The organism is Pseudomonas mercuritolerans (assembly GCF_025706525.1).
In the GTDB taxonomy this organism is placed as follows: Bacteria; Pseudomonadota; Gammaproteobacteria; order Pseudomonadales; family Pseudomonadaceae; genus Aquipseudomonas; species Aquipseudomonas mercuritolerans.
Window position 1 is genome coordinate 525,580 of record NZ_JAMSHA010000005.1, and the last position, 20,576, is coordinate 546,155.

Genomic DNA, 20,576 nt, shown 5'->3' on the forward strand with positions numbered 1-20,576 from the left:
CTAACGCTTGTGGCCAGTGTCGAGCTTGCGTTCCAGATGCATGGAATAGCGCGACATACCAAAACAGAAAATCCAGAACACGAGTGCGGCGAACACGTAGCCTTCGGTGGCCATGCCCAGCCATTTCGGGTCGGCGGCGGCTTGCTTGACGCTGTTGAGCAGGTCAAACAGACCGATGATGATCACCAGGCTGGTGTCCTTGAACAGCGCAATGAACGTGTTGACGATGCCCGGGATCACCAGCTTCAGGGCTTGCGGCAGAATCACCAGACCCATCGAACGCCAGTAACCGAGGCCCATCGCTGCCGCCGCTTCGTACTGCCCTTTGGGAATCGCCTGCAGACCACCGCGCACCACTTCGGCGACGTAGGCCGACTGGAACAGGATCACGCCGATCAGCGCCCGCAGCAGCTTGTCGAAGTTCATGCCTTCGGGCAGGAACAGCGGCAGCATCACCGAGGACATGAACAACACCGTGATCAACGGCACGCCGCGCCAGAACTCGATGAAGGTCACGCAGACCACGCGAATCGCCGGCATGTTCGAACGCCGTCCCAGCGCCAGCACGATGCCCAGCGGCAATGCTCCGGCGATACCAACCGTGGCAATCACCAGGGTCAGCATCAGGCCGCCCCACTGGCTGGTCGGCACGGTGGTCATTCCGAAACCGCCATGCAGCAGAGTGAAAGCGATGATCGGGTACAGCACCAGGAAACTCAGGCCATAGACCGCTTTACGCGGCATGCGCGAGATGAACAGCGGTGCTGCGCCAATGACCGCCAGCCACACGGTCAGGTCGACGCGCCAGCGCAGTTCGGTCGGGTAGTAACCGTACATGAACTGGCCGAAACGCTGCTGAATGAACACCCAGCAGGCGCCTTCCTTGGTGCAGTCGGCGCGGGTGGTGCCGACCCAGTTGGCGTCGACGATCGCCCAGCTGAGGATCGGTGGCACAACCAGGTAGATCAGGTAGAACGCAAACAGCGTCAGCAGGGTGTTGAGCCAGCTGGAGAACATGTTTGCGCGCATCCACGCCACCACGCCGATACTGCTGTTCGGTGGAGGCATGTCGGGTTTGAAAGTATGAGTACTCATGCGCTTTTCCTTACCGCTCGATCAGCGCAATGCGCTTGTTGTACCAGTTCATCAGCAGGGAAATGCTGATACTGATCGCCAGGTACACGCTCATGGTGATGGCAATCACTTCGATGGCCTGCCCGGTCTGGTTGAGCACGGTGCCGGCGAACAGCGAAACCATTTCCGGGTAACCGATACCGGCGGCCAGCGAGGAGTTCTTCGCCAGGTTGAGGTATTGGCTGGTCAGCGGCGGAATGATCACGCGCAGGGCTTGCGGAATGATCACTTTGCGCAGGGTCGGACCGTTGCGCAGGCCGAGGGAACGCGCCGCTTCGGTCTGGCCGTGGCTGACGGACTTGATCCCGGAACGCACGATTTCGGCGATGAACGCTGCGGTGTACACGGTGAGTGCGAGGGTCAACGCCAGCAGTTCCGGGATCAACACCCAGCCGCCGACAAAGTTGAAGCCCTTGAGCTCAGGCATTTCCCAGTGCAGCGGAGCGCCGAAGATCAGCGCGCACAGGGTCGGGATCACCAGCGCAATCGCCAGGCCAGTCCAGAACTTGTGGAACGGTACGCCGGTTTCTTCGAAGCGCTTGTTGGCCCAGCGGCACATCAGGACGATGCCGACGATGGCCAGCACAATGCTCACCACGAATGCCCAGAAGCCGTCGGCTGCGAGTGCGGCCGGCATGTTCAGGCCACGGCTGCTGACGAAGAAGGTGTCGCCGAAGTTGTGGCTGTTGCGCGGCCCCGGCATGGTCAGGAACACCGCGAAGTACCAGAACAGAATCTGCAGCAGTGGCGGAATGTTGCGGAATACTTCCACATACACAGTCGCCAGTTTGGCGATGATCCAGTTCTGTGACAGCCGCGCTACACCGACGATGAAACCGAGAATCGTCGCCAGGATCACGCCGATAAAGGTCACCAGAAGAGTATTGAGCAGGCCGATGACGAACACTCGCGCGTAGCTGTCCGCTTCGGTGTAGTCGATCAGGTGTTGAGCGATGCCGAACCCGGCACTGCGCTCCAGAAAGCTGAAACCGGAGGTGATGCCCCGGTGCTGAAGGTTGGTTTGCGTATTGTCGAACAGGTACCAGCCAAGCGAGACCACCGCCACAACAGTGATGATCTGGAATAGCCACGCACGCACTCGTGGATCGCTGAGGCTGAGCCTCTGCTTTGGTGCGCCGATAGAATTTTGCATGAAGTGCCCCGAGAGAAATGGAACAAGAACATCACCCGGCGGTTGGCCCGCCGGGCGATAGAACCATTAGCGCACTGGTGGTGCGTACTGAATGCCGCCGTTGTTCCACAGGGCGTTCAGGCCACGGTCGATTTCCAGCGGAGTGCTCTTGCCGAGGTTTTTCTCGAAGATTTCGCCGTAGTTGCCGACCTGCTTGACGATCTGCACAACCCAGTCTTTCGGCAGTTTCAGGTCTTTGCCGTACTCGCCGTCTGCACCGAGCATACGGGCCACGTCCGGGTTCTTGGTGGACTTGGCTTCAGCTTCGACGTTCTTCGAAGTGATGCCGGCCTCTTCGGCATTGAGCAGCGCGTAGCCGACCCAACGCACGATCGCCAGCCACTCGTCGTCGCCGTTACGCACGACCGGGCCCAGTGGTTCCTTGGAAATGGTTTCCGGCAGAACTACGTAGTCCTTCGGCGAAGCCAGCTTGCTGCGCTGGGCGAACAGCTGGGACTTGTCGGAGGTCAGCACGTCGCAACGACCGGATTCCAGCGACTTGGCGCTTTCATCGGAGGTGTCGAAGGTGATCGGGGTGTATTTCAGACCGTTGCCACGGAAGTAGTCGGAAACGTTCAGCTCGGTGGTGGTACCGGCCTGGATGCAGATGGTCGCGCCGTCGAGCTCTTTGGCACTTTTCACGCCCAGCTTGTTGTTCACCAGGAAGCCGATGCCGTCGTAGTAGGTGATGAAGCCCGGGAATTTCAGGCCCATGCCCGCGTCACGGGAACTGGTCATGGTGGTGTTGCGCGACAGGATGTCGATCTCGCCCGATTGCAGCGCGGTGAAACGCTCCTTGGCGTTCAACTGGCTGAACTTGACCTTGTTGGCGTCGCCGAAAACGGCTGCGGCCACAGCGCGGCAGACGTCGGCGTCGATGCCGAGGATCTTGCCGGTCGCATCCGGTACCGAGAAGCCCGGCAGACCGTCGCTCACGCCACACTGCACGAAACCTTTTTTCTGTACCGCATCCAGGGTTGCACCCGCCTGAGCGAACCCGCTGACGCCGAGTACTGCTGCAGCAGTCACGACCGCCAGAGTGGATTTCAACATCTTCATTCAAACCTCCAGTTTTGCTCTTGTTGTGTCGGAGCTTGAGTCCTGTCGCACCCTTTTGAGGCGTTGTTGACCCGTGTTGGCTTTTTTTGGGGTCAACCGACGTAAGACCTTCGCTATGAGTCTCGTAGGAGAAAATCCACATCATGGATCACTCACTTCTCACCAATCGGCCGAACGGGCTGTAGCCCTTTCACATTCGCTAAGCCCGTAGCGGCCATTGGCGAACATCCATCACCGGATTCGTTGCTGTCCCATCGCGCGACGTAGACTGATAGTGTTACCGCCACGCGTAGGACGCTTCGTACGGAAACCTCCATAGCAAACGCCGTACCACACCGCTTGCCGAAGTCATTGCGCGACACGTCAATAGCTAAACTTGTAACCTTGCGACATCTTGTTAACGGATCAACCGGGCGCGCACTTCCATCACGCACTCAATGAGAGCGCCCGCACATTTTTGGAGCAGACATGACCGAGCCCTTGATTCTTCAGCCTGTTAAGCCCGCAGACGCCTGCGTGATCTGGCTGCACGGCCTCGGCGCCGACCGCTACGACTTCCTGCCGGTGGCCGAGGCGTTGCAGGAAAGTCTGTTGAGCACGCGCTTTGTGCTGCCGCAGGCACCGACCCGTCCAGTGACGATAAATGGCGGATATGCCATGCCCAGCTGGTACGACATCAAGGCCATGAGCCCGGCGCGGGCGATCGATCGCGATGAGCTGGAAGCCTCGGCAGAGCGCATCATCGAACTGATCGAAAGCGAGCGCGCCAGCGGAATAGACGCCTCGCGGATCTTTCTCGCCGGGTTTTCCCAGGGTGGTGCGGTGGTGCTGCATACCGCATTTGTAAAATGGCAGGGGCCGTTGGGCGGGGTGCTGGCGTTGTCGACGTACGCACCGACATTCAGCGACGAACTGGAGTTATCCGCCAGTCAGCAGCGTATTCCGGTGCTGTGTCTGCACGGTCAGTTCGATGGAGTTGTGCAGAACTCGATGGGGCGCAGTGCCTATGAGCATTTGGTGAAGCATGGTGTCACCGTGACATGGCAGGAATACCCAATGGAGCACGAAGTGTTACCTGAAGAGATTCGCGACGTCGGCGTCTGGCTGAGCGAACGCCTGCGCTGATTTGCGAGCAATGTCCGCCCATTGATCCCTCCTACTACGCCGCGCCCGATTCTTGCATTACACTGGCCGGCGTACATTCCTTAACCAACTGATGAGATGACCGTGCTCAAAGCACTCAAGAAGATGTTCGGTAAAAGCGAGGCTGAGCAGCTCGCGCCAGTTCCCAGTGCGCCGTCGCACGCCCCCGGTCATCGCACCGATGCCCCGCACGCCGACCGCCCCGCTCCCGTAGCGACACCGAAACAGCCGCCAAAACCGGAACCGGCCGCTCCCATCGCCGCCGAACCCACCCAAGACGAAGCGCCGAAACCGGCCAGACCACGCCGCGAACCGAAGCCCAAGGCACCGGTCATTCCATGGAAACTCGAAGACTTCGTCGTCGAGCCACAGGAAGGCAAAACCCGCTTCCATGATTTCAAGCTTGCCCCGGAACTGATGCACGCCATCCAGGACCTGGGCTTTCCGTACTGCACGCCGATCCAGGCGCAGGTGCTGGGTTTCACCCTCGCCGGCAAAGACGCCATCGGTCGCGCGCAGACCGGCACCGGCAAGACCGCCGCGTTCCTGATCTCGATCATCACCCAACTGCTGCAGACGCCGCCGCCGAAAGAGCGCTACATGGGCGAGCCGCGCGCACTGATCATCGCGCCAACCCGCGAGTTGGTGGTGCAGATTGCCAAGGACGCCGCTGACCTGACCAAGTACACCGGTCTCAACGTGATGACGTTCGTCGGCGGCATGGACTTCGACAAACAGCTCAAGCACCTCGAAGCGCGCCACTGCGACATCCTCGTCGCCACGCCGGGCCGCCTGCTCGACTTCAACCAGCGCGGCGACGTGCATCTGGATATGGTCGAAGTGATGGTGCTGGACGAAGCCGACCGCATGCTCGACATGGGTTTCATCCCGCAGGTACGGCAGATCATTCGCCAGACCCCGCCGAAGTCCGAACGCCAGACTTTGCTGTTCTCCGCAACCTTCACCGAAGACGTGATGAATCTGGCCAAGCAATGGACCACCGATCCGGCCATCGTCGAAATCGAAATCACCAACGTCGCCAACGAGAACGTCGAGCAGCACATCTACGCCGTGGCCGCTGCCGACAAATACAAGCTGCTCTATAACCTCGTCAACGATAACGGTTGGGAGCGGGTCATCGTGTTTGCCAACCGCAAGGACGAAGTACGCCGCATCGAAGAGCGCCTGGTGCGTGACGGCATCAACGCCGCGCAGCTGTCCGGCGACGTACCGCAGCACAAGCGCATCAAGACTCTGGAAGGTTTCCGCGAAGGCAAGATTCGCGTGCTGGTGGCCACCGATGTCGCCGGCCGCGGCATTCACATCGACGGCATCAGCCACGTGATCAACTTCACCCTGCCGGAAGTCCCGGACGACTACGTGCACCGCATCGGCCGTACCGGTCGTGCGGGCGCTGACGGCGTGTCGATCAGCTTCGCCGGTGAAGACGACTCCTATCAGTTGCCGTCCATCGAAGAAAAGCTCGGTCGCAAGATCAGCTGTGAAACGCCGCCAACGCATCTGCTGCGCGCGGTTGAGCGCAAACGCCCGCAGTAAGCGTCACGATATGAAAAAGCGCAGCCGGAAACGGACTGCGCTTTTTTTATGCCCGACGGTTGCCCAAAGAAACTAAAAGTCCATAATGGAAAAATAAGTTTAGTTTTGGAGCGCAGAATGTCCAGTTCGCCCTATGTGATCGACCAAGCCAAGGCCCGTGAGCTGCTGGCGCGTATTGATGTGCCGCAGATCCTGCGCAAGCTGTTCCGCGACCTCGCAGCAGGCAATGCCGTGCAACCTGCGCAGCAATTGGTGGAATTCCCCAAGGGCGCTGGCGACTTCATCAATTATCTGGGCGTGCTGGCCGAGGACGGCGTGTACGGAGTGAAGACTTCGCCGTACATCGTTCGTGAGCAGGGTGCGCTGGTGACGGCGTGGACCTTATTGATTTCGATGAAAACCGGCCAGCCGCTGCTGCTTTGCGATGCGGGCGAGCTGACCACCGCGCGCACCGCCGCGGCCACGGCAGTCGCGGTTGACGCTCTCGCGCCGCTGAATGCCCAGCGACTGGCAATCATCGGCAGCGGCAAGGTCGCTCAGGCGCATCTGCACTACGTGAAAGCGTTGCGCGACTGGCAAAGCATCAGTCTGTATTCGCCGTCGCTCACGGAAGACGCCGAAACACAGGCCGTATTGAAGGCCATCGCGCCGTCACTGAAGATTGCCGACAGCCGCGAGACCGCCGTTACCGATGCGGATGTGATCATGCTCTGCACCTCGTCGGCCGGGCCGGTGATCGATCCGGCGCAACTGCACAAACCGGCGCTGATCACCTCGATCAGCACCAACGCCCCCCGCGCCCATGAAGTACCGCCGCAAAGCCTCAACGACATGCAGGTGTTCTGCGACTATCGTCTGACCACGCCCGAATCCGCGGGTGAGATGTTGATTGCCGCCGAACAGCATGGCTGGGACAAGGATTCGATTGTTGGCGATCTCGCCGACTTGCTCAGCGAAAAAGTGCAGCGCCCGGGTTACGACCGTCACGTGTTCTTCCGTTCAATCGGCTTGGGCCTGGAAGACATTGCCCTCGCCAATGCGGTTTATCACTTAACCCACTAACGCCAAAAATTCCCTGTGGGAGCGAGCCTGCTCGCGAATGCGGACTGACATTCACCGAAGATGTCGACTGATACACCGCTTCGCGAGCAGGCTCGCTCCCACAAGGGACTAGCGTACGCATTGATATTGCGTACCCACTGGAGACCCACATGAGCCACGCAGATTTCATCATCATCGGCGGCGGGATTGCCGGCGCTTCTACCGGGTTCTGGCTGGCGCCGCACGGCAAAGTGATCGTGCTCGAGCGTGAAACCCATCCCGGCTATCACTCCACCGGTCGCTCCGCCGCGCTGTACACCGCCGCCTACGGCACCGCACAGGTACGCGCACTCACTCAGGCGAGCCGCGCATTCTTCGACAGTCCTCCGAGCGGCTTCTGCGAGCACCCGCTGCTGACCCCGCGCGGCGAAATGACCGTCGACTTCATCGGTGATCCCGCCGAACTGAACAACCAGTACCTCAGCGCCAAAGCCACGGTGCCGGAAATGCAACTGCTCAGCGCCGACGAAGCCTGCGCGCGCCTGCCGATCCTGCGCCGGGAAAAAGTCCACGGCGCGATCTACGACCCATCGGCCTGCGACATCGACACCGACGCGCTGCATCAAGGCTACCTGCGCGGCATTCGGCGCAATCACGGCGAAGTGCGCACCGATTGCGAGGTGCTCGGCTTGAGCCGCGATGCCGATGGCCTGTGGATCGTGCAGACCAATGGCGAGACGTTCAGCGCACCAGTGCTGATCAACGCCGCAGGCGCCTGGGCGGACAAGATCGGTACCCTCGCCGGTGCCCAGCCGCTGGGTCTGCAACCGAAACGCCGCGCCGCATTTATCTTTGCCGGCCCTGAAGGCGTGGACACTCATCATTGGCCAATGCTGGTCAGCCTCGACGAATCCTTCTACATGAAGCCCGACGCTGGCATGTTTCTCGGCTCGCCGGCCAACGCCGATCCGGTCGAACCACACGATGTGCAGCCGGAAGAACTCGACATCGCCATGGGCGTCTATCAGATCGAAGAGGCTACCACGCTGACCATCCGCCGCCCGACCCGCACGTGGGCCGGCTTGCGCAGTTTCGTTGCTGACGGTGATCTGCTCAGCGGCTTCGATCCGCAGGTGCCGGGGCTGTTCTGGGTCGCCGCGCAGGGTGGTTATGGCATTCAGACGTCGCCGGCGATGGGTCAGGCCAGTGCGGCGCTGGTGCGCGGCGAGCCATTCCCCGAGCACCTGCATCAATTCGGTCTCGACAGCGCCATGCTCTCCCCGGCCCGACTGGCTTGATCGCATCGACTCGTCCAAGAGATTGCGGCACACTCGCAGCGCCCCCGGCACAAGGGGCGCTGACGCTGCCTGGAGCTCCACTGTCATGACTGCCCCCGAATTCGACCCGGCGCTGGATAACTTCCGCGCCATCGCCGACGCCATCGCCACGCTGTTCTTTCCCCATGCCGAGGTGGTGCTGCACGACCTGCGCACGCAAAAGGTCGATTACATCGCCAACAACCTGTCCAAGCGCGAGATCGGCGACGACTCGTCGCTGGAAGACATGCTCAGCGAGGATGTCAGCGACAGGAATATCGGCCCGTACGAAAAGCTCAACTGGGACGGTCAGAAAATTCGCAGCCTGAGCACCGTGCTGCGTGACAGCGAAAGTCGGCCGCTGGCGGTGCTGTGCATCAATCTGAATATCTCGCTGTTCGAAAACGCCAAAGCGGCGCTGGATCTGTTTCTCTCGCCGAGCAAGCTGATTCCGCAGCCGGACTCGCTGTTCCGTGACGACTGGCAGGAACGCATCAACACCTTCCTCCACGCCTGGTTGCGCGAGCGGCAGTTGAGCCTGAATCTACTGACCCGCGATCACAAACGCGAACTGGTGCTGGCGCTGCACGCCGAGGGCGCGTTCAAGGGCAAGAGCGCCTCGAACTACGTGGCCAATGTGCTGAACATGGGACGGGCGACGGTTTACAAGCATTTGAAGGAATTGAAGGGCTGAAGATTTGCATCGCCAGCGCTGGCCGCTTCGCGAGCAGGCTCGCTCCCACATTTGGAATGCGTTACCCCTGTGGGAGCGAGCCTGCTCGCGAAAGCGCTTGATCAATCGCCGTAGATATCGGACTTGAAATACTTCTCGGAAATTTTCTGATACTCGCCACTCGCGCGAATCCCGTCGATGGCGCTGTTCAACTGGCTGACCAGCTCAGTATTGCCTTTGCGCACCGCAATCCCCGCGCCCTCGCCGACGTACTTCGGATCCTTCAGCTCCGGCCCGACAAACGCATAACCCTGGCCGCGCGGCATCGACAGAAAGTCGTTAAGCGGAATGGTATCGGCGAAAATCGCATCAAGGCGCCCCGCCGCCAGGTCCATGTAGATTTCTTCGTTGTTGCTGTAGCGCTTGACGTTGATGCCCTTGGGTTCGAACACCTCGGTGGCGTAACGATCAGTGGTGGTCGCGCGCTGCACGCCGACGTTCTTGCCTTTGAGGCTGGCGTACTGATCATCCACCGTAGCGCCTTCCTTCATGACCAGACGCGAAGAGGTGAAGTAATACTTGTGACTGAAATCCACCGACTTCTTACGGTCCTCGTTGATGGTCATCGACGACAGCGCCATGTCGATCTTCTTCACTTTCAGCGAAGGAATCAGCCCGTCGAACTCACCTTCAACCCACACGCATTTGACCTTCATCTGCGCACACAGGGCATTGCCGATGTCGTAGTCAAAGCCGACAATTTCGCCCTTGTCGGTTTTCGAGGCGAATGGCGGATAGGCCGCTTCGATGCCGATGCGCAGGGTTTTCTCGGCGGCTAAGACGCTGGCGGAGGCCAACAGGCTGAAGGCCAGACCGGTGATGAGGGGGAGTTTCTTCATGTTCGTTCTCTCGCGGGTTGTTGTTGGTTTGGCGAAGAAGAGCAGCTACAAGCGGCAAACTGATAGCTGCAAGACAGAAGCTTTTTTTGTACTTGGAAATCCATACTGGACTCTCAGGTACAAATCGTCAATTGGGTAGAGGGGGGATGATTTTCGGTGTCGCAGATGATGCCTTCGCGAGCAGGCTCGCTCCCACAGGGGAACGCATTCCAATTGTGGGAGTGAGCCTGCTCGCGGAGACTGACCGGAGGGCGCTAAAAGAATTACTTATTCCAGCGATCAGCGGCGGCATGATCACTGTCGCGCCCTTCGACCCAACGTGGTCCATCACTGGTATTTTCTTTCTTCCAGAACGGCGCGCGGGTTTTCAGGTAGTCCATGACGAAGGCGCAGGCATCGAACGCGGCCTGGCGATGGGCGCTGGCGGCGCCGACGAAGACGATCGGCTCGCCCGGTTCCAGCGCGCCAATGCGATGCAGCACTTCCAGTTTCAACAGCGGCCAGCGCTGCTCAGCCTCGACGGCGATTTTGCCGAGGGCTTTTTCGGTCATGCCCGGATAGTGCTCAAGGAACATCCCGGCCACATCGAGACCGTCGTTGAAGTCGCGCACGTAACCGACAAAGCTCACCACCGCGCCAACGCCGACATTGGCCGCATGCATCGCATTGACTTCAGCGCCCGGATCGAACGGCGTGGCCTGCACGCGAATCGCCATGGCTCAGCCTCCGGTCACGGTGGGGAAAAACGCAACTTCGTCGCCATCGGTCACTGGTTCGTCGAGCTGGCAAAGATCCTCGTTGCGCGCGCACATCAGGTTCTGCTCGCTCAACACCTCGGCGCCGTCACGTTGCGCCAACAGTGCGCGCACGTCTTCAACCGTGGCGAAATCGCCCTCGACCGTCACTGAATCCACGCCCAGCGCTTCACGGTAACGGGCAAAAAACTTCACGGTCAGTTTCATGGCTGCTCCGCCTGGAAGTGGCCGCTCTTGCCGCCGACTTTCTCCAGCAGCCGCACGCTCTCGATGGTCATGCCCCGGTCGACGGCTTTGCACATGTCGTAAATGGTCAGGGCGGCGACGCTGGCGGCGGTCAGCGCTTCCATCTCGACACCGGTCTGCCCGGACAACTTGCAGCGAGCGACAATGCGCACGCTGTCCTCACCCTCGGCGCTGAGTTCGACTTTGACGCCAGTCAGCATCAGCGGGTGGCACAGGGGAATCAGATCGCTGGTCTTCTTCGCCGCCTGAATCCCGGCGATGCGCGCCACGGCGAACACATCGCCCTTGGGATGGCCGCCGCTAACGATCATCTGCAGCGTTGCGGGGAGCATGCGCACCAGCGCTTGAGCCGTCGCCTCACGGAACGTCACGGCTTTTTCAGTGACGTCGACCATGTTGGCGCGACCTTGGGAATCGAGATGAGTCAGCACGAGGGCCTCCTTGAGGCAGCTGCGAGCGGCAAGCTACAAGCGGCAAGTTAAAGCGCGGTAGGCAGGCGTCAGGAAAGCTCGCATTTAAACAGCCGAAAGCCGCAAGCTTCAAGCGGCAAGTGAATTTCACTCGGACCACTTGTAGCTTGCGGCTTGAAGCTTGTAGCTGCTCCTCTTAGAGATGCGATTCGGCGTATTCGGCCAGGATCGAGCGAGGCACCCCTTGCAGGGTGATGTGCACACCGTTGGGGAAGTCCTTGAAGCGTTCGGTCAGGTAGGTCAGTCCGGAGCTGGTCGCGGACAGGTAAGGGGTATCGATCTGCGCCAGGTTGCCCAGGCACACCACTTTGGAACCGGCGCCGGCACGGGTGATGATGGTTTTCATCTGGTGCGGCGTGAGGTTCTGGCATTCGTCGATCAGGATCAGGCTCTGCTGGAAGCTGCGACCGCGAATGTAGTTGAGCGATTTGAACTGCAACGGCACTTTGCTGAGGATGTAGTCGACGCTGCCATGGGTGTTTTCGTCATCCATGTGCAAGGCTTCGAGGTTGTCGGTGATGGCGCCCAGCCAAGGCTCCATTTTCTCCGCTTCGGTGCCGGGCAGGAAGCCGATTTCCTGGTCCAGGCCCTGCACGCTGCGGGTGGCGATGATGCGGCGATAACGCTTGCTGACCATGGTCTGCTCGATCGCAGCGGCCAGCGCCAGAATGGTTTTACCGGAACCGGCGGCGCCGGACAGGTTGACCAGATGAATGTCCGGGTCAAGCAACGCATACAGCGCCAGACTCTGATAGATGTCGCGCGGCTTCAGCCCCCACGCCTCCTGATGCAACAGCGGTTCCTGATGCAGGTCGAGGATCAGCAGGCGGTCTTCCTGGATTTCCTTGATCCAGCCGACAAAGCCCTGCTCGTCGATGATGAACTCGTTGATGTGCACGGCCGGCAGGTTGTCGATCAGTTGCACCTGATGCCAGGTGCGGCCGTGGTCCTGACGGGTTTCGACCTTGCTCACGCGGTCCCAGAAGGAGCCGGTCATGTTGTGGTAGCCGTTGGGCAGCAGGGACACGTCATCGACCAGTTGGTCGGTGCTGTAGTCCTCGGCATCGATGCCACAAGCGCGCGCCTTCAGGCGCATGTTGATGTCTTTGGTGACCAGCACCACCGGTTTCTGCGGATCGCGGGTGTGCAGATCAATCAGTTGGTTGATGATTTTGTTGTCGTTCAGATGCTCGGGCAGAATCAGGTTCGACTCGGCCTGCTTGCTCATCAGAATTGACAGCAAGCCTTTCGGCCCGCCCTTGCCGCGCTGGATCGGCACACCCAGTTCGACGTCCTCGGGGGACGCATCGCCCAGGGTCTTGTCGATCAGGCGGATCGCCTGACGGCATTCGGCGGCCACGCTGTGATGGCCGCTCTTGAGCTTGTCCAGCTCTTCCAGCACGGTCATCGGGATGGCGACGTGGTGTTCTTCGAAATTCAGCAGGGCATTTGGATCGTGAATCAATACGTTGGTATCGAGTACATACAGGATTGGCTGGTTGGAGGAAGGGCTGCGTCCGTGATCATCCATACTCGGTCACCTATGTGGGAGCCATTCGACGCAATACCTTGACAGTGCTGCGCCTCGAGGTGACTGCCGAATTCATCCACGCGGGCTGGATGAACTGCACACAATAGGAGTCTGGGAAGACGCCACCTGTGTTGCAGGTTTCGGCGGTCTGTCTTCGTAATACTCCAAAACCGATGACATAAAAAAGCACTTTGACGGTTTTTTTAAGTTTATTTTGCAGAGTGACGAAAAGCCCTTGGCGGACTCCCCGTACCCCGCTAAAGTCGGAAGTCCGCCTGCATCGAATTCCTCCTGAAAATCATCCCAAGCCCAATGTTTCCGGGCTTTTTGTCGTTTCTCAACGAAACGCGTCCTGACAGTCTTCCCAGCCAATGCCGCTCTGCGCAGTCTGGGTGATCAGCCACGGTAAGGACGTCTTCACCGCATCCTGTTTCATGTTGAAATTGATCACCCCGTGTCGCCACAGCAGCATCAGGGTCAACACTCGCTGCGCGCTCGCCGGCCCCTTGAGCTTGCCGGCACCGTCCTGGGCATCGATGTCCCACAGCGCCACTTGCAGGCCCTGGCTATTGAAAAAACCTTGCGCGTCACTGCGGCGCTGGCCATCCGGCGGACGGAATAGCGGCACGTAGTTTTCCGGCAGTTTGTTTTTCACCAGATCGGCGCTGCGCCGTACCGAATCCTGCCAGTCCTGCCAATGGCTGTGGGAGCGGAACTCCCAGCCCTGCACGCCCACGCACTGCCGGGAGAAAATCGCCTGCAGACTGCTGACCGAACGGCCGGTGAGTCGCGCCTGAATATCCTTGCCCAAGACAAAGAATGTCCCGCTCAGATTGGATTTGCGCAGGTATTCGGTCAGCCAGTCGGTGTTGTCCGGTTGCACGTTGGCGGCGCTGTCGAACGTCAGCAGAAACAGCCGATCGTGCATGTCATCGCCGTTGCGCTCGTAGTCGCCGAAACGATCGAATTCGTTACTGGTTTGCGGCGACAGCGCGGCCTTGCGCATCAGCTCGTCGAGGTACTGCAAATGGAAGATCCGGCTCGGCTCGGCCCACTTGGTGTAATAACTGTCGTCGCTGACGACGAACTTGGCCGCCTGCTCACGCAGGGTCGGCAGGTCTTCGACGAGAAAGCAGAACGAGGCGTCCTGATCGCAGCTTTGCTGGGCGTGGTTGTAATTGCTCAGCAAGCGTTGCCAGAGGCGCTGGCGCAGTTGATTGACCGCATCGATATTGACCGTGCGCAACCCCAGGCGCTGGGCCAGTGCCGCCTCGTCGATGGACTCGGTGCCGAGCAGGCCGCGAGCGAACATGAGGATTTCCGCCCGCGACGCGACGTCGAACAGGGTCGGGTTGCTGAGCTGCTCCGGCCAGGTCGTGCGATCCAGCGTCGCCGCATCACCGGGCGCCGCCATGGCCGCGAAGCTCAGCAGCCACGCGGTGAGTAAAAGAACAATGCGCAAAGGGATGTCTCCATAACAAAACCCGCGCGGCACTATATCGCGGGTGGATCAAAACAAAGATCAAAAGATCGCAGCCTTCGGCAGCTCCTACCTGTCCGCATTGAATTCATTGCGGTTTGATGCCGTGCGCAATCTGTAGGAGCTGTCGAGCCCCGGCGAGGCTGCGATCTTGTTCCATGACACCACCGATCACCTATCACGCTCATAGCTGGAGTCAACAAGAACAACCCCCTAGAATCGCCCCCACGATTAAAGGAGACGACTTCATGCTGATGGTGATTTCCCCCGCCAAGACCCTCGACTACGAAACACCGCCGGCGACCCAGCGCTTTACCCAGCCGCAGTACCTCGACCATTCCCAGGAACTGATCCAGCAGTTGCGCGAGCTGAGCCCGGCGCAGATCAGCGAATTAATGCACGTATCCGACAAGATCGGTGGCCTCAACGCCGCGCGTTTTGGCAGTTGGACACCCGCCTTCACCCCGGAAAACGCCAAACAGGCGCTGCTCGCCTTCAAGGGCGATGTGTACACCGGCCTGGATGCGCAGTCCTTCAGCGAAGCGCAATTCGATTACGCGCAAAAACACCTGCGCATGCTCTCCGGCCTTTATGGCCTGCTGCGCCCGCTGGACCTGATGCAGCCGTATCGTCTGGAGATGGGCACCAAACTGGCCAACGCCCGTGGCAAGGATCTGTATGCGTTCTGGGGCACGCGCATCAGCGAGTGGCTGAACGAAGCGCTGGCCGAGCAAGGCGATGACGTACTGCTCAACCTTGCATCCAACGAATACTTTTCCGCGGTCAAGCGCAGCGCGTTGAAGGCCCGCATTATCAACACCGAGTTCAAGGATCAGAAGAACGGCCAGTACAAGATCATCAGCTTCTACGCGAAAAAAGCGCGCGGCCTGATGAGCCGTTTTGTGATTGAGGAACGCATCAACGACCCGGCTCAGCTCAAGCGATTTGATGTGCAGGGTTATCGCTACAGCGCCGAACAATCGAAACCTGACAACCTGGTGTTTTTGCGCGACCACGCCCCGGAATAAAGCATGCCCTTTGCACGACTCTTTTGCTCAAGAGTCGTGCAGTCCGCCCGAAGTCAAAATCCCCCCGCGATATATCGCCAAATTCATGGCGCCAATAAAACCACACCCTGTTTTCTAATTTTAGTTTCACTCGACACTGAAGTTTTTTTTCAGTAGTGGCACCTAAATTTTTTACCCCTAGTGGCACAAAACTATCGACCCCGGTTTCACCCCGATAACTAAAGGGCGAAATCGTTAGTGCTATCAATTTGCACCCAGTGCCATCTTCATCAATATTTCAAAAAATTTCGGCTGGCACGATGAGCGGGCTGGAACTATGTCCAAATGCGTTGCTCATACCACCGGTAACGATTCTCGCCGAGTTTGTACGAGATAACTTACGCAGAGCTGGTAGCCATGTAACCAAGTTGTCACAGCAACTTGCCTGAGTGACTAACGAGTCTCAAAACAATCGATGGACAGGAGATACGCACCATTAATATCCCCTACAAAGGCCAAGGCCGCGCCCCTATAAACGTGCTCGCCTGAGCACCTAACTGCTTGATTTACCGGCTCCCTACCGGACGTCGAGCAGGCTACACGACTGCACTAGAGTCTTCCCGCACGGAAGATCGGCTGCATAACAGGGCAAGTCATAACAACAAGGCCTAGTTGCGCACATCTTGAGTGCACTTATTAGACACTCGGAACTTTGTATGCCTGCACACGGCATTGTGGCGCCTGTAAGCCGCACTTCCGAGTGCACTAGTGACCGCTGAACACCATTAACTCCGGCCTTCTAAGGCCTGATATATACAGAGGTAATTGCGATGCGCATCAGCATATTTGGTTTGGGTTACGTTGGCGCAGTATGTGCCGGTTGCCTGTCTGCACGGGGCCATGACGTAGTTGGCGTCGATGTTGCCAAAGACAAGATCGACATGATTAACGCCGGCAAATCGCCGATCGTTGAACCGGGCCTGGGTGAACTGTTGCAACAGGGTATCCAGACCGGTCGTCTGCGCGGCACGACCAACTTCGCCGAGGCGATTCGTGATACCGACCTGTCGATGATCTGCGTCGGCACGCCGAGCAAGAAGAACGGCGACCTGGAACTGAACTACATCGAGGCCGTGTGCCGCGAGATCGGTTTTGTCCTGCGTGAAAAAACCACCCGCCACACCATCGTGGTGCGCAGCACCGTGTTGCCAGGCACCGTGGCCAACGTGGTCATCCCGATTCTGGAAGACTGCTCGGGCAAGAAGGCCGGCGTCGATTTCGGCGTTGCGGTCAACCCGGAATTCCTGCGCGAATCCACCGCCATCGCTGACTACGATCAGCCACCGATGACCGTTATCGGCGAGTTCGATACCGCGTCGGGCGACGTTCTGCAATCGCTGTACGAAGAACTCGACGCACCGATCATCCGCAAGGACATCGCCGTTGCCGAGATGATCAAGTACACCTGCAACGTCTGGCACGCGACCAAAGTGACCTTCGCCAACGAGATCGGCAACATCGCCAAAGCGGTCGGCGTCGATGGTCGTGAAGTGATGGAAGTGGTTTGCCAGGACAAGACTCTGAACCTGTCCCAGTACTACATGCGCCCGGGCTTCGCCTTCGGCGGTTCCTGCCTGCCGAAAGACGTACGTGCGCTGACCTACCGCGCCGGTTCCCTGGACGTCGAAGCACCGCTGCTCAACTCGCTGATGCGCAGTAACGAATCGCAAGTGCAGAACGCCTTCGACATCGTTGAAAGCCATGAAAAACGCAAAGTCGCCCTGCTCGGTCTGAGCTTCAAGGCCGGCACCGACGACCTGCGCGAAAGCCCGCTGGTCGAACTGGCGGAGATGCTGATCGGCAAGGGTTACGACCTGAGCATCTACGACAGCAACGTCGAATACGCCCGTGTCCACGGTGCGAACAAGGACTACATCGAATCGAAGATTCCGCACGTGTCGTCCCTGCTCAACTCCGACTTCGATTCGGTGATCGACAACTCCGACGTGATCATCCTCGGCAACCGCGACGAGAAATTCCGTTCGCTGGCCCAGGAAGCGCCGCAGGGCAAGCAAGTCATCGACCTGGTGGGCTTCATGTCCAAGGCCACCAGCGCCGGTAGCCGCACCGAAGGGATCTGCTGGTAAGCAGACATTGCGCGGCACCGCATAGCGCGTCGCCGCGCACTGACTGTGTGAACCCGTGGTAGGAGCTGACGAGTGAAACGAGGCTGCGATCTTTACCGGGCTCACTTGAGTCGTGAGTGAACACCCAGAAGATCAAAAGATCGCAGCCTTCGGCAGCTCCTACAGTGGGCCATTGATGAGCCTGCCTTAACCCCATCGGGCCCAGCCCGAGATAGAGACGGATGCAGATTATGCACAGGCTAAGACACGGCCTACTTCAGGCCGCCGGTTGGCTGTTTTACCTAAGTTTGTTGATGGGCCTGGCCTTGATGCTGCCCACGTCCACATTCGACTCCGAGTCGAAGGACTTCATTTTCCTGATTGGCGCCGTGGGTATCTGGCGCTACTCGATGGGTGCAACGCACTTTGTGCGCGGCATGATTTTTCTCTACATCGTTTACCCGCATCTGCGTCGCAAAGTACGCAAGCTGGGTAAAGCGGCGGACCCGTCGCATGTGTTTCTGATGGTCACCAGCTTTCGTATTGACGCGCTGACCACCGCGCAGGTCTACAGCTCGGTGATCCGCGAAGCCATCGACTGCGAACTACCGACCACCATTGTCTGCTCGATCGTGGAAATGTCCGACGAGTTGCTGGTCAAGGCGCTGTGGGCGCGGATGAATCCGCCGGAGCGGGTCAAGCTCGACTTCGTGCGCATTCCCGGTACCGGCAAGCGCGATGGTCTGGCCTTCGGTTTCCGCGCGATCTCCCGTCACCTGCCGGACGACCGTGCCGTGGTGGCCGTGATCGACGGCGACACCGTGCTCGGCGAAGGCGTCGTGCGCAAGACCGTGCCGTGGTTCCAGCTGTTCGGCAATGTCGGCGGCCTGACCACCAACGAGTTCTGCGAAGTGCGCGGCGGCTACATCATGAGCGAATGGCACAAGCTGCGTTTCGCCCAGCGCCACATCAACATGTGCTCGATGGCCCTGTCCAAGCGCGTACTGACCATGACCGGGCGGATGTCAGTATTCAAAGCATCCGTGGTGACCAATCCGGAATTCATCGCCGACGTTGAAAGCGACTCGCTGCAACACTGGCGTCTGGGCCGCTTCAAATTCCTGACCGGCGACGACAAGTCGAGCTGGTTCAGCCTGATGCGCCTGGGTTACGACACCTTCTACGTGCCGGACGCCGCGATCAACACCGTTGAGCATCCGCCGGAAAAGAGCTTCATCAAGGCCAGCCGCAAGCTGATGTTCCGCTGGTACGGCAACAACCTGCGCCAGAACTCGCGTGCACTGGGTCTGGGTATCCGTCGCCTCGGCGTGTTCACCTCGGTGGTGCTGTTCGACCAGCGCGTGTCGATGTGGACTTCGCTGCTCGGCCTGACCGTGGCACTGATTGCCAGCTTCAAGTACGGCACCGCGTTCATCCTCGTGTACCTGCTGTGGATCGGCATCACCCGCCTGATCCTGACGCTGTTGCTGTCGTGTTCCGGCCACCGCATCGGCCCTGCTTACCCGGCGATTCTGTATTACAACCAGATCGTTGGCGCCCTGGTGAAGATCTACGTGTTCTTCCGCCTCGACCAACAATCCTGGACTCGCCAGCCCACATCCCTGACCCGTGATCTCGCCAGCTTTCAACGTTGGTTCAACACCTGGTCGTCTCGGACCATGACCTTCTCCGCCGGCAGCATTTTTGTCGCCGTGCTGCTGATGATGGTCTGACCCGCTCCTATTGAATTAACAAGGAAATCGCCCCTATGAATACCGCCGTCAACGTCAACGTAGTGCATGAATCCGAAGCCCAGCGCCAGCACGCTCGCGTGAAAATCCCGGCCAAGCTGCGTTTCTTCGGCCCTGACCGGACTCCGCTCGAAGCGCGGGTCCTCGATCTGTCGGCTGGCGGTCTGGCGTTCAACGCCGGGCAGATGCCGCTGACCATCGGCGAGGTGTACAAGGCGCGTCTGCAATTTGTCATCGACAACCTCGGCCTGGCCATGGACGTTGAACTGCAGGTGCGTTCTTTCGATCGCGCCACCGGCCGCGCCGGCTGCCAGTTCCAGAACCTCGAGCCGCAGGACATTTCCACCCTGCGCCACCTGATCACTTCGCACCTGGCCGGCGACATCGTCAGCATCGGCGAAGTGCTGGCGACCCTGCAGCGCGACAACTTCACCAAGGCGCGCAAGAACAAGACCAACGACACCGGCATGACCCCGTTCGGCCGCCTGAAAGCCGTGACCTTCAGCGCCGGTGTTTTCGCTGTTGGCCTGGTCGCTGCCGGTTTCATCTTCAAGTCGGTGTATGGCATGTACTTCGTCAGCCACGCCCAGGCCGGTCTGGTCAGCGTGCCGGGGATGAACATCACCATGCCGCGCGACGGCACCGTGCAGAGCCTGGTCAAGTCCGACGGCGTGGCCGCCAAAGGCGCACCACTGGCGACCTTCAGCACCAGCATGCTCGACGTGCTCAAGGGCCATCTGGCCGAAGACCAACTGGCCCCGGCCAAGGTTGAAGAACTGTTCGGCAAGCAAATGACCGGCACCCTGACCTCGCCGTGCGATTGCACCGTGGCCCAGCAACTGGTGGCTGACGGTCAGTACGCGAGCAAGGGCGACGTGATCTTCCAGTTGGTGCCGCGCAACACCCAGGCCAACGTTGAAGCGCGCTTCTCCTATCGCCAGTTCGGCGATGTGCGTCCAGGCACTCCGGTGAGCTTCCAGATCGCCGGCGAAGACAAGACCCGCACCGGCAAGATCGTCAGCAGCACCAGCCTGAAGAGCGCCGACCTGTCCTCCGACATTCGCGTACAGATCCAGCCTGACGAGCCGCTCGACAGCAGCCTCGCCGGCCGCCCGGTGGAAGTGAACAGCGACCGTGGCCCGAACCTGAACTGGCTGATCGACAAAGCCATGGCTGCCGGTCTTTAAGTCGAGGAC

At 59.6% G+C, this 20,576-nt stretch carries 18 protein-coding genes; 9 read left to right on the top strand and 9 right to left on the bottom strand.

Annotated elements, in window-relative coordinates; all coding sequences use genetic code 11:
- The 3 genes from ND528_RS17240 to ND528_RS17250 form a co-directional block, all read right to left on the bottom strand.
- Positions 1–1,095, bottom strand: a complete 1,095-nt coding sequence (locus ND528_RS17240) for an amino acid ABC transporter permease (RefSeq protein WP_130912787.1) — start codon at positions 1,093–1,095, stop codon at positions 1–3.
- A 10-nt stretch (positions 1,096–1,105) separates the two neighbouring features.
- Positions 1,106–2,287: an amino acid ABC transporter permease gene (locus ND528_RS17245; RefSeq protein ID WP_137215440.1), complete on the bottom strand. Its 1,182-nt coding sequence runs from the start codon at positions 2,285–2,287 to the stop codon at positions 1,106–1,108.
- A gap of 66 nt (positions 2,288–2,353) precedes the next feature.
- Positions 2,354–3,385, bottom strand: a complete 1,032-nt coding sequence (locus ND528_RS17250; protein ID WP_016771583.1) for an amino acid ABC transporter substrate-binding protein — start codon at positions 3,383–3,385, stop codon at positions 2,354–2,356.
- 468 nt (positions 3,386–3,853) lie between these two features.
- Between ND528_RS17250 and ND528_RS17255 the strand changes: the two genes are divergently transcribed.
- From ND528_RS17255 to ND528_RS17275, 5 genes are all read left to right on the top strand, one after another.
- On the top strand, positions 3,854–4,510 hold the full coding sequence (locus tag ND528_RS17255) for an alpha/beta hydrolase (RefSeq protein WP_263470778.1): 657 nt from the start codon (positions 3,854–3,856) through the stop codon (positions 4,508–4,510).
- Positions 4,511–4,606: 96 nt separating this feature from the next.
- Positions 4,607–6,085, top strand: coding sequence for an ATP-dependent RNA helicase RhlB (gene rhlB / locus ND528_RS17260; RefSeq protein ID WP_263470779.1), 1,479 nt, complete (start codon positions 4,607–4,609; stop codon positions 6,083–6,085).
- Positions 6,086–6,202: 117 nt separating this feature from the next.
- Positions 6,203–7,147 (top strand): ornithine cyclodeaminase family protein, encoded by a 945-nt coding sequence (locus tag ND528_RS17265; protein ID WP_263470780.1) that lies wholly within the window; start codon positions 6,203–6,205, stop codon positions 7,145–7,147.
- Positions 7,148–7,296: 149 nt separating this feature from the next.
- Positions 7,297–8,424 carry an NAD(P)/FAD-dependent oxidoreductase gene (locus ND528_RS17270; protein ID WP_263470781.1) on the top strand — a complete coding sequence of 376 codons (1,128 nt, stop codon included), beginning with the start codon at positions 7,297–7,299 and terminating at the stop codon, positions 8,422–8,424.
- An 85-nt stretch (positions 8,425–8,509) separates the two neighbouring features.
- Positions 8,510–9,136, top strand: coding sequence for a helix-turn-helix transcriptional regulator (locus tag ND528_RS17275; RefSeq protein ID WP_016771588.1), 627 nt, complete (start codon positions 8,510–8,512; stop codon positions 9,134–9,136).
- Between the two features lie 101 nt (positions 9,137–9,237).
- On the opposite strand, the gene ND528_RS17280 is transcribed toward ND528_RS17275, so the two are convergent.
- The 6 genes from ND528_RS17280 to ND528_RS17305 form a co-directional block, all read right to left on the bottom strand.
- Positions 9,238–10,014 carry an ABC transporter substrate-binding protein gene (locus tag ND528_RS17280; protein ID WP_212615372.1) on the bottom strand — a complete coding sequence of 259 codons (777 nt, stop codon included), beginning with the start codon at positions 10,012–10,014 and terminating at the stop codon, positions 9,238–9,240.
- 263 nt (positions 10,015–10,277) lie between these two features.
- Positions 10,278–10,730, bottom strand: a complete 453-nt coding sequence (gene moaE / locus ND528_RS17285; RefSeq protein ID WP_073473663.1) for a molybdopterin synthase catalytic subunit MoaE — start codon at positions 10,728–10,730, stop codon at positions 10,278–10,280.
- A gap of 3 nt (positions 10,731–10,733) precedes the next feature.
- On the bottom strand, positions 10,734–10,976 hold the full coding sequence (gene moaD / locus ND528_RS17290; protein ID WP_130912794.1) for a molybdopterin converting factor subunit 1: 243 nt from the start codon (positions 10,974–10,976) through the stop codon (positions 10,734–10,736).
- Positions 10,973–11,446, bottom strand: coding sequence for a cyclic pyranopterin monophosphate synthase MoaC (gene moaC, locus ND528_RS17295; RefSeq protein WP_130912795.1), 474 nt, complete (start codon positions 11,444–11,446; stop codon positions 10,973–10,975). Before moaC ends, moaD begins: the two co-directional genes overlap by 4 nt.
- Positions 11,447–11,621: 175 nt before the next feature.
- Positions 11,622–13,016: a PhoH family protein gene (locus ND528_RS17300; RefSeq protein WP_024011685.1), complete on the bottom strand. Its 1,395-nt coding sequence runs from the start codon at positions 13,014–13,016 to the stop codon at positions 11,622–11,624.
- 337 nt (positions 13,017–13,353) lie between these two features.
- Positions 13,354–14,430 (bottom strand): polysaccharide deacetylase family protein, encoded by a 1,077-nt coding sequence (locus ND528_RS17305; RefSeq protein WP_408005042.1) that lies wholly within the window; start codon positions 14,428–14,430, stop codon positions 13,354–13,356.
- A gap of 314 nt (positions 14,431–14,744) precedes the next feature.
- Here ND528_RS17305 and yaaA point away from each other — a divergent pair, with 314 nt between their 5' ends.
- The 4 genes from yaaA (at position 14,745) to ND528_RS17325 (ending at position 20,567) form a co-directional block, all read left to right on the top strand.
- A complete protein-coding gene (yaaA, locus tag ND528_RS17310; protein ID WP_130912797.1) occupies positions 14,745–15,524 on the top strand; it encodes a peroxide stress protein YaaA in 780 nt (259 codons plus the stop codon).
- Between the two features lie 809 nt (positions 15,525–16,333).
- Entirely contained in the window at positions 16,334–17,650 is a 1,317-nt protein-coding gene (locus ND528_RS17315) for a nucleotide sugar dehydrogenase (protein WP_016771595.1), read from the top strand.
- Positions 17,651–17,880: 230 nt separating this feature from the next.
- Positions 17,881–19,362, top strand: a complete 1,482-nt coding sequence (gene alg8 / locus ND528_RS17320; RefSeq protein WP_408005039.1) for a mannuronan synthase — start codon at positions 17,881–17,883, stop codon at positions 19,360–19,362.
- 35 nt (positions 19,363–19,397) lie between these two features.
- Positions 19,398–20,567, top strand: coding sequence for an alginate biosynthesis protein Alg44 (locus ND528_RS17325; protein ID WP_263470783.1), 1,170 nt, complete (start codon positions 19,398–19,400; stop codon positions 20,565–20,567).
- The last annotated feature ends 9 nt before the right edge of the window (positions 20,568–20,576 follow it).